Origin of the sequence: Gordonia sp. SL306, from assembly GCF_026625785.1 — a bacterium.
Lineage (GTDB): Bacteria > Actinomycetota > Actinomycetes > Mycobacteriales > Mycobacteriaceae > Gordonia.
In genome coordinates this window covers 4,163,921-4,177,423 of record NZ_CP113063.1, presented here as the reverse complement: position 1 = coordinate 4,177,423, position 13,503 = coordinate 4,163,921, and the positions used below count along the sequence as shown (strand labels likewise).

The 13,503-nt window shown below is 68.3% G+C and carries 14 protein-coding genes; 7 read left to right on the top strand and 7 right to left on the bottom strand.

The genetic code is table 11. The annotated features are described in order from the left end of the window. Positions 1-40 precede the first annotated feature (40 nt). A complete protein-coding gene (locus OVA31_RS19135; RefSeq protein ID WP_267628173.1) occupies positions 41-1,267 on the top strand; it encodes a serine/threonine-protein kinase in 1,227 nt (408 codons plus the stop codon). Positions 1,268-1,338: 71 nt separating this feature from the next. Here the strand turns inward: OVA31_RS19135 and OVA31_RS19130 are convergent, their stop codons facing one another. Then, entirely contained in the window at positions 1,339-2,010 is a 672-nt protein-coding gene (locus OVA31_RS19130; RefSeq protein ID WP_267628172.1) for a LuxR C-terminal-related transcriptional regulator, read from the bottom strand. Then, positions 2,007-3,302 carry an ATP-binding protein gene (locus OVA31_RS19125; RefSeq protein WP_267631608.1) on the bottom strand — a complete coding sequence of 432 codons (1,296 nt, stop codon included), beginning with the start codon at positions 3,300-3,302 and terminating at the stop codon, positions 2,007-2,009. Before OVA31_RS19125 ends, OVA31_RS19130 begins: the two co-directional genes overlap by 4 nt. Before the next feature lie 111 nt (positions 3,303-3,413). Between OVA31_RS19125 and OVA31_RS19120 the strand changes: the two genes are divergently transcribed. Both OVA31_RS19120 and OVA31_RS19115 read left to right on the top strand, forming a co-directional pair. Then, a complete protein-coding gene (locus OVA31_RS19120; RefSeq protein ID WP_324290133.1) occupies positions 3,414-4,769 on the top strand; it encodes a PspC domain-containing protein in 1,356 nt (451 codons plus the stop codon). After that, a complete protein-coding gene (locus tag OVA31_RS19115) occupies positions 4,766-4,975 on the top strand; it encodes a hypothetical protein (protein WP_267628171.1) in 210 nt (69 codons plus the stop codon). Before OVA31_RS19120 ends, OVA31_RS19115 begins: the two co-directional genes overlap by 4 nt. Positions 4,976-5,002: 27 nt before the next feature. On the opposite strand, the gene guaA is transcribed toward OVA31_RS19115, so the two are convergent. Then, the gene (gene guaA / locus OVA31_RS19110) at positions 5,003-6,595 is read right to left on the bottom strand and encodes a glutamine-hydrolyzing GMP synthase (RefSeq protein WP_267628170.1); all 1,593 of its coding nucleotides are present in this window, start codon (positions 6,593-6,595) and stop codon (positions 5,003-5,005) included. Positions 6,596-6,668: 73 nt separating this feature from the next. Here guaA and OVA31_RS19105 point away from each other — a divergent pair, with 73 nt between their 5' ends. Genes OVA31_RS19105 through OVA31_RS19095 form a run of 3 tightly spaced genes read left to right on the top strand, consistent with a single transcriptional unit; the run spans position 6,669 to position 8,601 of the window. Beyond that, positions 6,669-7,280 carry a biotin transporter BioY gene (locus tag OVA31_RS19105; RefSeq protein WP_267628169.1) on the top strand — a complete coding sequence of 204 codons (612 nt, stop codon included), beginning with the start codon at positions 6,669-6,671 and terminating at the stop codon, positions 7,278-7,280. A 47-nt stretch (positions 7,281-7,327) separates the two neighbouring features. Next, complete coding sequence (locus OVA31_RS19100) at positions 7,328-8,002, top strand: energy-coupling factor ABC transporter ATP-binding protein (RefSeq protein ID WP_267628168.1); 675 nt, start codon at positions 7,328-7,330, stop codon at positions 8,000-8,002. Further along, a complete protein-coding gene (locus OVA31_RS19095) occupies positions 7,999-8,601 on the top strand; it encodes an energy-coupling factor transporter transmembrane component T family protein (protein WP_267628167.1) in 603 nt (200 codons plus the stop codon). Before OVA31_RS19100 ends, OVA31_RS19095 begins: the two co-directional genes overlap by 4 nt. A gap of 24 nt (positions 8,602-8,625) precedes the next feature. Here the strand turns inward: OVA31_RS19095 and OVA31_RS19090 are convergent, their stop codons facing one another. Both OVA31_RS19090 and guaB read right to left on the bottom strand, forming a co-directional pair. Beyond that, the gene (locus OVA31_RS19090; protein ID WP_164307034.1) at positions 8,626-9,783 is read right to left on the bottom strand and encodes a GuaB3 family IMP dehydrogenase-related protein; all 1,158 of its coding nucleotides are present in this window, start codon (positions 9,781-9,783) and stop codon (positions 8,626-8,628) included. A 74-nt stretch (positions 9,784-9,857) separates the two neighbouring features. Beyond that, positions 9,858-11,369, bottom strand: a complete 1,512-nt coding sequence (guaB, locus tag OVA31_RS19085) for an IMP dehydrogenase (RefSeq protein WP_267628166.1) — start codon at positions 11,367-11,369, stop codon at positions 9,858-9,860. A 120-nt stretch (positions 11,370-11,489) separates the two neighbouring features. Here guaB and OVA31_RS19080 point away from each other — a divergent pair, with 120 nt between their 5' ends. Further along, the gene (locus OVA31_RS19080) at positions 11,490-11,879 is read left to right on the top strand and encodes a DUF5319 domain-containing protein (RefSeq protein WP_267628165.1); all 390 of its coding nucleotides are present in this window, start codon (positions 11,490-11,492) and stop codon (positions 11,877-11,879) included. A 60-nt stretch (positions 11,880-11,939) separates the two neighbouring features. Here the strand turns inward: OVA31_RS19080 and OVA31_RS19075 are convergent, their stop codons facing one another. Together OVA31_RS19075 and shbA are read right to left on the bottom strand one after the other, a co-directional pair. Beyond that, positions 11,940-12,887 (bottom strand): anti-sigma-D factor RsdA, encoded by a 948-nt coding sequence (locus OVA31_RS19075; RefSeq protein WP_267628164.1) that lies wholly within the window; start codon positions 12,885-12,887, stop codon positions 11,940-11,942. Next, positions 12,871-13,458: an RNA polymerase sigma factor ShbA gene (gene shbA, locus OVA31_RS19070; RefSeq protein WP_267628163.1), complete on the bottom strand. Its 588-nt coding sequence runs from the start codon at positions 13,456-13,458 to the stop codon at positions 12,871-12,873. Before shbA ends, OVA31_RS19075 begins: the two co-directional genes overlap by 17 nt. Positions 13,459-13,503: the final 45 nt, after the last annotated feature.

The window sequence follows — 13,503 nt, the reverse complement described above, 5'->3', positions numbered from 1 at the left end:
GGCGCACCCAACCCCGACCGGCACGACTATCATGCAGCCTATGTCGACCACCCATGAGGGCCACCGCACGCCAGGGCCGCAGTACCTGGTGGCCGGGCGCTACCGCCTACAGTCGCGTATCGGCGGCGGCGGTATGGGCACGGTGTGGTTGGCCCGCGACCAACTGCTGGCCCGCGACGTCGCGGTGAAGCAGGTGGTCTCCACCGAAGGCCTCAGCGACGAGACGGCCGAGAACGTCCGCAAGCGCGCGATGCGGGAGGGCCGGATCGCGGCCAGGCTCTCGCATCGCAATGCGGTCGCCATGCACGACGTCGCCCTCGACAGCGGTGAACCGTGGCTCGTGATGGAGTACCTCCCCTCGCGGAGTGTCGCCCAGATCCTGCACACCACAAGAACTCTGGGGCCCCAGCAGGCCGCTCAGATCGGCGCCCAGGTGGCCGACGCGATGACCGAGGCACATGTCGCAGGCATCATCCACCGCGACATCAAACCGGGCAACATCCTGATCACGACGACCGGCCGCAACGCAGGCCTCGTGAAGATCACCGACTTCGGCATCTCCCGCGTGAAGGACGACGTCAGCCTCACACAGACGGGCGTGATCACCGGTACCCCTGCATATTTCGCGCCCGAGGTCGCCCGCGGCGCCGAGCCCGGAGAAGCATCGGACGTCTACTCCCTGGGAGCGACGGTGTACACCGTCGTCGAGGGACAGCCACCGTTCGGGGTCGACGACAACTCATTGGTGTTGCTGCACAAGGTCGCTCGTGCACAGATCAACCCGATGACAAAGGCGGGCGAGCTGCGTCCGGTCCTGTTGCGCATGCTCGAACCCAATCCGGCGAAGCGACCGACCATGAGCGAGTCCCGCGATCTGCTCGCGCAGGTGGCCGCGGGTCCGCGTGGGTCGGTGCATCAGGCGCTGACCAGCCCGCTCACCAAGCCCGACGGCGGAGTCCCGGTGTGGGCGCAACGAGCGCCCCGGCCACCGCGGACCCACCCGACCGGTACGCACCTGCCGGTCGGCGGACCGTCGGCGCCCGGGCGTCCCGGACCGACGCTCCACGGGCCCGCACCGACCCTGTCGACCGAGCCGCCACACACCACCTTCGAGTCCGGGAACCGATACCAGCCGAAGCCGGACGAGCCCCGGCCGGGCCATGCCGGGAAGGCCTCGACATCGACCACGGCACTGGCGATCGCGATCCTCGCGTTCTTCGTGATCCTCGCGATCGTGGTGATCTTGCTGATCGCGCTCGCCGGCTGACGACCGCGCACGATCGGCGCGACACTGCGCACAGTCGACGGGGAACTGCGCACGATCGGCGAGGGTGCGGGTCAGCCGATGTGCCGGGTAGCCGCCCACCGGGTCAGCGCATTCCGGTTCGACTGCTGCGTCTTTCGCAGCACGTTCGAGGCGTGCGTCTCGACCGTCTTGATGGAGATGAACAGCTCGTCGGCGATCTCCCGGTAGGTGTAGCCGCGGGCGAGCAGGCGGAGCACCTCGAGTTCGCGCCTGGTGAGCGAGTCGAGCTCGGGGTCGAGCGGTGGCTCCGGGGCGGTGGACCGACCGGTGAAGGAGTCCAGGACGAATCCGGCGAGACGCGGGCTGAAGACCGCGTCGCCGTCGGCGACCCGCCGCACGGCGTCCGCGAGTTCCTTCCCGCCGATGGTCTTGGTGACATAGCCACGTGCGCCGGCACGGATCGTCGCGATGACGTCCTCGGCCGCATCGGACACGCTGAGCGCCAAGAAGACCGGCGCGTCGTCTTCGGGCATCGCATCGGTGACACCGCGTAACACCGCGACGCCACCGCCGGACGGCATGTGGACGTCGAGCAGGACGACGTCCGGACGTATCCGCACGATTCCCTCGACCGCCTCGGCCACGGTGCCGGCCTCGCCGGCCACCAGCAGTCCCGGTTCCGATGCCAGTTCGGCGCGCACACCCGACCGGAACACCGCATGGTCGTCGACGAGAAAGATCCGGCAGACCCCCGTGTCGGTCATCGATGCCCTTCCTGTTCACGTGAGTGTTCGACCATCACAACGGTTTCCACGTCCACATCGCCTTTGTCCGCCTTGTCCGTCCGGTCCGGGCCACCGGCCGCTCCCCGTGGCATGGTCAGACGGACATTCGTGCCGCGTTCCGGTGCCGAGTCGATCGCCACGTCACCGCCCGCGCGCTCCATGCGTGCCCGGATGGACCGGGCGATGCCCTGGCGGTCGTCGTCGACGTGCTCCGGCTCGAAGCCAACACCACGATCACGGACGAACACCTCGACCTGCTCGTCGGTCACCTCACCATAGACATCGACCTTGCGTTCGCCGGAGTGCTTCGCCGCGTTGATCAGCGCCTCACGGGTGGCGGCCACCAACGCCGACCATCGACGACGCTCGGCCGCCGGCTCGTCATCCGGACGGAGGTCGCCGACGGTGATCACCTCGACCTCGATGCCGTAGTCGTCCTCCACCTCGGCGCCGACTCCCTGCAGGCTCGCCGAGAGCGATCCCGCTCGTTGCGCGGGATCACCGAAGAGCCAGCCACGCAGTTCGCGCTCCTGACTGCGGGCGAGTCGCACCACCTCCTCCGGCCTGCCTGCCTGTTTCTGGATCAACGCGAGTGTCTGCAGCACCGAATCGTGCAGATGCGAGGCGATCTCCTCGCGTTCGGCGTTGCGGATGCGCGCGGCGCGCTCCTCGTTGAGTGCTCGCCACATCCGCATCCACAGCGGCACCGTGAGCAGCAGGACACCGATCAGCGTCGCGAGGACGGCCAACAGGGTGGTGGACAGACCGCCGAAGTTCTGGTTCCCGGCGAGCACGATCACGACCAGCCCGCCGATCACCAGCAGTGCGCCACCGATCAGACGGGTCCAGGTCAGCAGCGGGGTCCCGGGCGAGGCACGTGACGTGTCGAACTCACGCCAGACCAGGCTGGCACCGACCACGACGAAGACGAAAGGCACCAGATATGCGGCCGGGGTGCCGGATGCGGCGAAGCCGACCACCGACATGGCGACCAGGCCGACCAGCGCGAGCCCGTACGCCTGCCGTCGCTCGCCGGGTGGAGGCGGAGCGGTGTCCTGACCCGGCGGGCAGAAGAACCAGAGCAGTCCGTAGGCGAGCACTCCCGCTCCGGCGAGAGCGGCCAGCACCATGAAGACCACACGCACGCGGAACGCATCGACGCCGAGGTGGTCGGCGATACCGCCCGCGACACCCGCGATGACGCGGCCGCCGTCGCGTCGCACCAGCCGCGGCGTCGGGGGTGACGCAGGCGGTGACGCGGGCACGGGCACACCACTACTCACATCTCGATACTGGCACGTCGAGGTCATCGTGCACATCAGGGACGTTCTCAGGGTCTTCCCCCGATGTGCGGGCCCGATCGCACCGCCAAGATGGATTTCATGGACACGAAGCAGTTCGAAGGGATGTGGGCGACGAGGCCCATCCGGCCGAACCACAATCGCACGGTGGCGGGCGTGTGTGCGGGTATCGGGGCGCGTTATCGGGTCGATCCGACGTTGGTGAAGATCGCATTCGTGGTGGCGACGTTGTTCGGCGGCAGCGGGCTCGTCCTGTACATCGCCGCGTGGGTCGCAATGCCTGCGGAGAGCCGCTCACGCGACGAACTCGGATCGATCCGGCACGCCTCTTCCGCGGCCGGCCGTCGGCCGCGGCATCTGCGGCACCGCAATCCGCAGTTCATCCTGCTCATCGTGCTCGCCATCATCGTGCTGACCTCGTTCGGCCCCAGTCGCACCTGGAGCTCGGGCGGCCTCCTCGGCGCCGCGCTGATGCTCGTCGGATGGTGGCTGCTCTATCAGCGGACTCCCGAACCACCGGTCGGTACCAGCGTCGACACTCTGCAGCCCGAGCACGTCGAAGCCGCTGCGTCGACGGATCGGTTGCAGCCGTGGATCCCCCGGGCCCTGACGGCGAACGCGCCGGCCGGGCATCCGGGGGGCACGTACCCCGATCTGCCGACGGCGCAGGCGATGTCGGCGGGCACGACCACCTCCCCCGGCAGGCCTCCCGGGAGCGGAACCACCGAGGCCGCACCGACCGAGTTCATGCAACGCACCCCACCGGCCTGGGACCCACTGGGTACCGCGCAATTCGCCTGGGACCTCCCCGATCCCGCACCCGACCGGAGCCCTGTCGAACCGCCCGAGCGGCGATCACCGTTGACGCTCATCGTCGTCGGCCTCGCGGTCATCACCGCGGCCGCCGGAGCCGCACTGCATCAGGTCGGCGTCGACTGGTTCACCCCGGCACGCATCCTGTCGCTGGCGCTCGCCGTCGTCGGTGCGGGTCTGATCTACGCGGGATTCCGCCGCCGGACGACCGGGCGGCACAGTTCCGGCCTTGTCCCCATCGCGCTCGCGCTGGGCGTCGCGGTGGTGGCGACCTCCATGGTCGGACATCTCGACGGATTTCCGTCGGGCGGTGTGGGTGAACGGATCTACACACCGGTCACCGAGAACGACATCAAGGGCGAGTATTCGCTGACCATGGGACGGATGGTGCTCGACCTACGGGATCTGGACCTCACCGCCGATCGCACCGTCACCCTGCGCAACGGTGTGGGTGAGATCGAGGTCCAGGTGCCCAAGGACATGAACGTCCGCGCCTCCTGCGACTCCGGGGTCGGCGACTACACCTGCCCGGACGGCCTCACCGGTGGTGATGACGGTACCGACGGCCCCGTCCTGAATCTCGATGCACGAACAAACGTCGGACATGTGGAGGTGGCTCGATGACCCCGGAGACGACCGGCCGCGACACCGGACATCGCGCGCCGGGACTCGCGATCCTCGGGCTCGCGGCACTCCTCGTCGCCGGCTGGGGTCTCGCAGGCGGACCGGATCTGCCGTCGGCCGCGGACCTGGGATGGCTCGCGGTCGGGCTGGGCCTGGTGATCGGGTTGATCCTGATCCTGACCGGGGCGCGATCGTCACGCCGGTGACGGCATCGGATCGCCTGCCTCAGACGCCTACTCCCACTCGATGGTGCCCGGCGGCTTGCTCGTGACGTCGAGCACCACACGGTTCACGTCCGGGACCTCATTGGTGATCCGCGTCGAGATCACCTCGAGGACCTCGTAGGGCACGCGCGTCCAGTCGGCGGTCATCGCGTCCTCACTCGACACCGGTCGCAGCACGATCGGATGCCCGTAGGTGCGGCCGTCACCCTGCACCCCGACGCTGCGCACATCGGCGAGGAGCACCACCGGGCACTGCCAGATCTGGCCGTCGAGGCCAGCCGCGGTCAGTTCCTCACGGGCGATCAGGTCCGCCTTGCGGAGCATCGCGAGACGGTCGGCAGTCACCTCGCCGACGATCCGGATGGCCAGACCCGGTCCGGGGAACGGCTGACGGCCGACGATCTCCTCCGGCAGGCCCAGTTCGCGGCCCACCGCTCGGACCTCGTCCTTGAAGAGCAGCCGCAGCGGTTCCACCAGGGAGAACTCGAGATCGTCCGGTAGCCCGCCCACGTTGTGGTGGCTCTTGATGTTGGCCGTACCACTGCCGCCGCCGGACTCGACGACATCCGGGTAGAGGGTGCCCTGGACCAGGTACTCGACCTTGTCGCCGTCGGACGCCCGATCGCCGAGGACATCGGTGACCGCTCCCTCGAACGATCGGATGAACTCCCGCCCGATGATCTTGCGCTTCTCCTCCGGATCGCTGACCCCGGAGAGTTCGCCCAGGAAGGTGTCGGCAGCGTCCACGGTCACCAGCTTCGCGCCGGTGGCACCGACGAAATCGTGCTGCACCTGCTCACGCTCGCCGGCCCGCAGGAGTCCGTGATCGACGAACACGCAGGTCAACCGGTCCCCGATGGCCCGCTGCACGAGTGCGGCTGCGACCGCGGAGTCGACGCCGCCCGACAGCCCGCAGATCGCGAGGCCGTCACCGATCTGGTCGGCGACCTGATCGATGAGCTGGTCGGCGATGTTGGCGGCCGTCCAGGTCGCCTCGAGTCCGGCGATCTCGTAGAGGAACCTGGTGAGGATCTGTTGGCCGTGCGGCGTGTGCAGCACCTCCGGGTGGTACTGCACCCCGGCCATCCGGCGATCCACGCACTCGAACGCGGCGACCGGCGCACCGGGCGTCGAGCCGGTGACGATGAATCCGTCCGGCGCGGCCTGTACGGCGTCGTTGTGGCTCATCCACACCGGCTGGGTCTCGGTCAGGCCCTGATGCAGGACGCCTTCGCCGGTGATCGACAACGTCGTCCGCCCGAACTCACGACCGCCGGTGTTCGCCACCTCGCCGCCGAGCGTCCTCGCCATCGCCTGGAACCCGTAGCAGATGCCGAACACGGGCACCCCGAGATCGAACACCCCCGGATCGAGTGCGGGCGCGTCGTCGGCGTAGACCGAGGCGGGGCCGCCCGAGAAGATGAGCGCGACGGGATTGCGCGCCTTCAGCTCCTCCAGCGGCGCATCGTGGGCGATCACCTCGGAGTAGATCCGCGCCTCGCGGACCCGCCGGGCGATCAGCTGCGCGTACTGCGCACCGAAGTCGAGCACCAGCACCGGCCGGGGACCGTCGAAGAATGAGTCTGCAGAGGTGTCTGTCACCCCGTCGAGTCTAATGGCACCCACCACCGCACCCGGCAGCCGTGCGCGCACTCCGACCCGCCATAATGTCGGAATGTCCCAGACCACCGACACGCCCTCGTCGTCGCGGCGATTCTCGCTGTCGGTGACCGACCTGACGCAGGCGGCCGTCTTCGCGGCCCTGATCGCGGCGCTGGGTCTCCCCGGCACCATCACCATCGGCTCCGCCGGGGTGCCGATCACCCTGCAGTCGCTGGGCGTGATGCTCGCCGGCGCGATCATCGGCCCGCGCAAGGGGACGTTGGCAGTGATCATCTTCGACGTGCTCGCCATCGCCGGACTGCCGATCCTGGCGGGCGGACGCAGCGGGCTCGTGGCGCTGGCCTCCCCCACCGCCGGTTTCTTCGTCGGATTCCTCCCGGGCGTGATCGCCATCGGCGTGGCGACGGCGCTGATGATGCCTCGCTACCGGATCGTCTGGGGCATCGTGATCAACATCGTCGGCGGCATGGTCGTGGTCTACGCCTGCGGCATCATCGGCCTGCTGCTGCGCACCGACCTCTCGTTGTGGGCGGCGATCTCCACCAACGGCACCTACATCCCGGGCGACATCGCGAAGGCGGTCATCACCGCCCTGGTCGCGGCGCAGGTCCACCGCGCCCACCCGGGGTTGATCACGCCGCTGCGGCTGCGCCGCGCACGGTGACCGGGTCACGATGATGGTCGAGTTCTCGTGGTGATCGGGTTCTGCCGATGATCGAGTTCCGGGCAATCGGCCACTCCTTCGGAGATCGCGTCGTGCTGGCCGACATCGATCTCGAACTGTCCGAGCGACGGATCGGCATCATCGGTGCCAACGGCAGCGGCAAGTCCACCCTGGCGCGGATGATCAATGCGCTCGTCGTTCCCGACCGGGGCTCGGTGCATGTCAACGGAATCCACGCCGCACGCCACAAACGTCAGGTGCGGCGCGAGGTCGGTTTCATCTTCAGCGATCCGGACCGCCAGATCATCATGCCGACCGTCTCGGAGGACATCGAACTGTCCCTGACCCGGATCGAACGGGACAAGGCGCAACGCTCGGCAAGGGCTGGCGCGGTGCTGGCACAGTTCGGGCTGGCCGACCATGCCGACCATCCGGCGCACCTGCTGTCGGGCGGACAGAAGCAACTCCTCGCACTCGCGTCGGTCCTGGTGACCGGCCCGGCGGTCTTGGTCGCCGACGAACCGACCACCCTTCTCGATCTCCGCAACAGCTCGATGTTGCGCGACGTGTTCTCGACCCTCGACGAGCAATTGATCGTGCTCACCCACGACCTCGAGCTGCTGGCCGACTATGACCGGGTCATCGTGCTCGACGAGGGACGGGTCGTGGCCGACGACGAGCCGGCGGCCGCGGTCGCCGCATACCGCGCGTTGATGTCATGACCGCACTCGGCGTCTACCGTCCGGGACGGTCACCGCTGCACCGCCTTCCGACCGGCCTCAAGCTGCTCGGGCTGGCGGCGGGCATCCTCGCCATCAGCCTCACCGTCCGCACCCTGCCTGCGGTCGGCATCCTCGCGGTCGGGGTCGCGGTGGTCTTCGCGATGGGCGGGATCGGCCCGCGGGAGGCATGGCGACAGATGCGCCCGGTGACCTGGGTGCTGGCCTTCGTGTTCGTGTTCCAGGTGGTGTTCACCGATTGGCAGCGCGCCCTGCTGGTCTGCGCGGTACTCGCCGCCTCGGTCGCATTGGCCGCGGCCGTCACTCTCACCACCCGGACATCGGCCATCCTCGACGCCATCGTCGCCGGGTTGAGTCCGCTGCTGCGCATCGGCGTACGCACCGATCACATCGCCCTCGCGCTGGCGCTGGCGATCCGGTCGATCCCGTTGATGGTGGAGGTCGTCGGCCAGGTCGACGAGGCCCGGCAGGCCCGCGGATTGCGTCCCGGCGCAAGGATTCTGGTCGCACCGGTGGTCGTTGCCGCGCTGCGTACGGCCGACGGATTCGCCGACACCCTCATCGCCCGCGGGCTGGACTGACTCCGGCCCTGGGGTCTCGAGGGATCAGGAATGCAGCGAGAGTCCGACCTTCTGGAATTCCTTCAGGTCGCTGTAGCCGGCCTTGGCCATCGACCGCCGCAGCGCTCCCACGAGGTTCAGCTCGCCGAACGGATCCTGGGAAGGCCCGGTGAGCACACACTCCAGGCTGGGTCGATCGTCGTCGGTCGCGACCTGTAGCAGCGCACCACGCGGCGTGTCCGGATGCGCGGCCGCCGACGGCCAGTACCAGCCGAGGCCCGGCGATTCGGCAGCAGCCGCGAGCGGGGTGCCGAGGACGGCCGCATCGGCGCCGCACGCGATCGCCTTGGCGAGATCCCCGGAACCGTGGATGTCGCCGTCGGCGATGACGTGTACATACCGTCCGCCGGTCTCGTCGAGGTATTCACGTCGCGCGGCGGCCGCATCGGCGATCGCCGTGGCCATCGGGACGCCGATACCCAGGACCTCCCCGGTCGTGGTCGCACCCGCGGCGGAGCCGTATCCGACGATCACGCCCGCGGCTCCGGTCCGCATCAGATGCAGAGCCGTCCGGTGGTCGTGCACACCGCCGGCGATCACCGGGATGTCGAGCTCGGCGATGAAGGTCTTGAGGTTCAACGGTTCTCGGGCGGCGCCGTCGGAATCCACCTGCGCGACATGCTCGGCCGAGATGATCGTGCCGTGCACCACCAGGATCTCCACACCGGCCTCCAACAGCGCGGGCGTCAGCTCCGGCGCGTGCTGCGGACTCACCCGGACCGCGGTGGTGACCCCGGCGTCACGCACGGTGGACACCGCCTCACGCAGCAGCCCGGTGTCCAACGGCGCCGAATGCAGTTGCTGCAGATGACGAATCGCCGCCAGCGGATCGGGATTCTCGGTGGCCACGGCGATGAGCTCGGCGATCTTCGCGTCGACGTCGCGGTGCCTGGCCCACAGCCCCTCGCCGTTGATCACACCGAGCGCACCGAGTTTGCCGAGTTCGACCGCCACCGCGGGCGACACCAGCGCATCGGTCGGGTGACTGAGGATCGGTGACTCGAAACGGTAGGCATCGATCTGCCACGCGGTGGAGACATCCTTGGACGACCTGGTCCGACGGGACGGGACGATACTGATGTCATCGAGTTCGAACGTGCGGCGGGCCGTTCGGCCCATACCGATGTCCACGAGATCACGCACCGTTGCGCCTTTCTGCTACGCGAACCGATCGCCGGTCGGGCCGACCGGACCGATCCGCCGACATCTTACGAGCTTCAGCGAGAATAGTAGTTGGGCGCCTCGGTGGTGAGGGTGATGTCGTGTGGGTGCGACTCCTTGAGCCCTGCCGAGGTGATCTGCACGAATTGGGCGTGCTGGAGATCGGTGATCGACGACGCCCCGGTGTAGCCCATCGCCGCGCGGAGACCGCCGACGAGCTGATGGATCACCTGGTTGAGCGGTCCTCGGAACGGCACCCGCCCCTCGATGCCCTCCGGGACGAGCTTCTCCTCGTTGAGGACGTCGTCCTGGAAGTAACGGTCCTTGGAGAACGACTTGGCCTGTCCACGCCCTTGCATCGCCCCGAGCGAGCCCATACCGCGGTAGCTCTTGAACTGCTTGCCGTTCACGAGGATCAGCTCACCGGGAGCCTCGGCCGTCCCGGCCAGCAACGAGCCCAGCATCGCGGTCGATGCGCCGGCAGCCAGCGCCTTGGCGATGTCGCCGGAGTACTGCAGCCCACCGTCGGCGATGACCGGCACGTCGTGCTCCTTGCACACGGCCACGGCCTCGAGGATCGCCGTGATCTGTGGGGCGCCGACACCCGCTACCACCCGGGTGGTGCAGATGGAGCCGGGCCCTACGCCGACCTTCACCGCGTCGGCACCGGCCTCGACCAGTGCGAGGGCGGCCTCGCGCGTCGCGACGTTGCCGCCGACAACCTGCACCCGGTCGCCCACTTCCGCCTTGAGCTTCGAGACCATGTCGAGCACCACCCGATTGTGGGCGTGCGCGGTGTCGACGATGATCACGTCGGCGCCCGCGTCGGCCAGCGCCATCGCACGGTCCCATTGCGGGTCTCCGGTGCCCACCGCCGCGCCGACCAGCAGTCGGCCGTCGGCGTCCTTGGTCGCCAGCGGATGCTGTTCGGTCTTGACGAAGTCCTTGACGGTGATCAGACCGGTGAGTTTCCCGTTGCCGTCGACGATCGGCAGCTTCTCGATCTTGTTCCGGCGCAGCAGGCCGAGGGCGGCCTCGGCGGACACCCCCTCCTGCGCGGTGATCAGCGGGGCCTTCGTCATGACCTCGGAGACCGGACGCGACAGGTCGACCTCGAACCGCATGTCACGGTTGGTGATGATGCCGATGAGCTCGCCGACCTCGTCCACCACGGGAAGACCGGAGATCCGGTACCGGGCGCACATGGCGTCGACCTCGGCCAGCGTGTCGGTCGGAGAGCAGGTGACCGGATCGGTGACCATGCCGGCCTCCGAGCGTTTGACCGTCTCCACCTGACCGGCCTGATCCTCGATCGACAGGTTGCGGTGCAGCACCCCCATACCACCGGCGCGGGCCATCGCGATGGCCATTCTCGCCTCGGTGACGGTGTCCATCGCCGAACTCACCAGGGGCACCTTGAGGGTGATGTTCTTGGTGACCCGCGACGACGTGTTCGCGTCACTGGGGATGACGTCGGAGGCCGCGGGAAGCAACAGGACGTCGTCGAAGGTGAGGCCGAGCATCGCGACCTTGCCGGGGTCGTCTCCTCCGGTGCGAACGTGCGTCATCTGTCCATCGTATCGGCAGTGCCGCAGTGGTGAGGGTCACCCCGCACGGTTCGTTCCACACGCCGGGAGACTGTGGAGTCCTCACCCCACCCTGACCGTTTCATCGGTTACCGTGGTTGTGTGCGTGACCACCTACCACCCGGCCTCCCGCCAGACCCGTTCGCTGATGACCCCAGCGATCCGGCCTCGGCGCTCGACTCGGTGGAACCCGGTATCCCGCTCGACGAGAACGAGCGGATGGCGGTCGAGGAGGATCTGGCCGACCTTGCGGTCTATGAGGCACTTCTCGCCCATCGCGGAATCCGCGGACTCGTCGTGGTGTGCGACGACTGCCACGAGGACCACTATCACGACTGGGACATGCTGCGCGCCAACCTGCTGCAGCTACTGATCGACGGAACCGTCCGGCCGCATGAGCCGGCGGTGGACCCGCGACCTGACGCCTATGTGACCTGGGATTACTGCCGTGGCTATGCGGATGCGCACAGTCACGTCGATGACGAACGCTGAGCCGGGTCGAACGCTGGGTTCAACCGAACGCTGAAGCCAAATCGAACCGTTGAGCCGGTCCTACGACGACGGCGATGTCGTGGTCGGGAAACCCGACTGCTGCCCGCCTGCCCCGTCATTCCGTTCGACCGGTGACGACGTGGCGGTGGTGCTCGGGGTGGTGTCCCGGACATCGGGTGGCGTCGATGGTTCCGGGTTCCCCGGACTCTGGTGGCCACCATCGCTGGTCGGTACATCGGAGGTGACGGGCGGAGGGGGTGCGGGCTTCGTGACGGTGACGGACGACGACCCGTCGTCGACGCGCGAACGGCGCAGGTCACGAGGCGGCGTCGTGGGCCCACCGGCCCCCTCGCTCGGTCGCTGACTCTGCGAGACCGAGATCGACGCCGAGGTGGACGATGCACCCGACGTCGCGGTCTGCGCGCGGAGCCGCTCGATCCAGTCCTTCATGCGGTTGAGGGTCTCGTTGTCGCGTACGGGCCCGAGGTCCTTCTGCGCTTTCGCGATCAGCTCGGCCGCCTGCTCCGGATCACCGGCGGCCATGGCGGCCTCGGCCTTCTCCAGATTCGACTGCACATCCATCGATGCCTGCGTCTGGCTCGCCGCCTCGGAGAACACCACCCGCTTGACGCCCCACAGCGGGTCGCCGGGCGAGGATCCCTCGGCGAGGACGGTCAGCCCAGCGCCTGCGATCACCACGATCGCGGCCGCACCGGACGCGACACGGAGGTGGCGGATGACGCCGCGGCCGCGACGCGCACGCTCGGTGGCGGCGATCGCCGCCTCGACCTCGTCGACGGTCGGCAGTTCCGGGAGCGGTGCGGTGAGCGTCTCGTGCCGCCAGCCCGACAGCAGTTCCGCGAGTTGGTACTCGGTGTCGTCGTGGGTGGGGACAGGAAGATCCTGCGACAGCGCGTCGATGAACTCGTCGTCGACATGCACCGACGTCATGTCGATGGGCTGGGTCAGATCCCAACCGGGCTCGGCAGGATCATGCTTGTCGTTCATCGACCTCACCTGCCTTCCTCAATTGGTCTTTCAACTTCGCCAGCGCGCGATGCTGGGCCACCCGCACCGCGCCTGCGGTGCTGCCGATGGCATCGGCGGTCTCCTCGGCCGACAGTCCGACCACGAGTCGGAGGACCAGCACCTCACGCTGCTTCTCCGGGAGGATCGTCAGCAGTGCGCGCATCCGGCGACTCGCATCGGCGTCGAGAGCCGACTGTTCGGGTCCACCCGTGAACGACACCGCCTCCGGCAAGGTCTCCACCGGATCGGCCTTGACCCGGCCTGCCACGCGCATGGCATCGGCCACCTTGTGTGCAGCGATCCCGTAGACGAATGCCATGAACGGCCTGCCCTGGTCCTTGTACCGGGGCAGCGCTGTCATCACCGCCATCAACGCCTCCTGCGCGATATCGTCGGCGGAGAACAGATGGCGTTCTCCGACTCCAATTCGCCCTCGGCAGTAGCGCAGGATCGGGTCCTGCACACTTTCGAGAACTGACGTGAGCGCCGCGCGATCGCCGTGCCCCGCGGCACGGACAGCCTCGTCGAGCTCAACACCCGTCAGTTTCATCGTCAGTTGAGATCCCCGTGTTACATGTGTCGTGGTGTTGCCGGT

What these genes read in the sequence shown, in the direction of transcription:
- OVA31_RS19095 (WP_267628167.1), top strand. Translation starts at nt 7,999, where the DNA reads ATGACCGCACTCGGCGTCTACCGTCCGGGACGGTCACCGCTGCACCGC.
- shbA (WP_267628163.1), bottom strand. Translation starts at nt 13,458, where the DNA reads ATGAAACTGACGGGTGTTGAGCTCGACGAGGCTGTCCGTGCCGCGGGG.
- OVA31_RS19100 (WP_267628168.1), top strand. Translation starts at nt 7,328, where the DNA reads ATGATCGAGTTCCGGGCAATCGGCCACTCCTTCGGAGATCGCGTCGTG.
- OVA31_RS19120 (WP_324290133.1), top strand. Translation starts at nt 3,414, where the DNA reads ATGGACACGAAGCAGTTCGAAGGGATGTGGGCGACGAGGCCCATCCGG.
- OVA31_RS19130 (WP_267628172.1), bottom strand. Translation starts at nt 2,010, where the DNA reads ATGACCGACACGGGGGTCTGCCGGATCTTTCTCGTCGACGACCATGCG.
- OVA31_RS19115 (WP_267628171.1), top strand. Translation starts at nt 4,766, where the DNA reads ATGACCCCGGAGACGACCGGCCGCGACACCGGACATCGCGCGCCGGGA.
- OVA31_RS19135 (WP_267628173.1), top strand. Translation starts at nt 41, where the DNA reads ATGTCGACCACCCATGAGGGCCACCGCACGCCAGGGCCGCAGTACCTG.
- OVA31_RS19105 (WP_267628169.1), top strand. Translation starts at nt 6,669, where the DNA reads ATGTCCCAGACCACCGACACGCCCTCGTCGTCGCGGCGATTCTCGCTG.
- OVA31_RS19075 (WP_267628164.1), bottom strand. Translation starts at nt 12,887, where the DNA reads ATGAACGACAAGCATGATCCTGCCGAGCCCGGTTGGGATCTGACCCAG.
- guaB (WP_267628166.1), bottom strand. Translation starts at nt 11,369, where the DNA reads ATGACGCACGTTCGCACCGGAGGAGACGACCCCGGCAAGGTCGCGATG.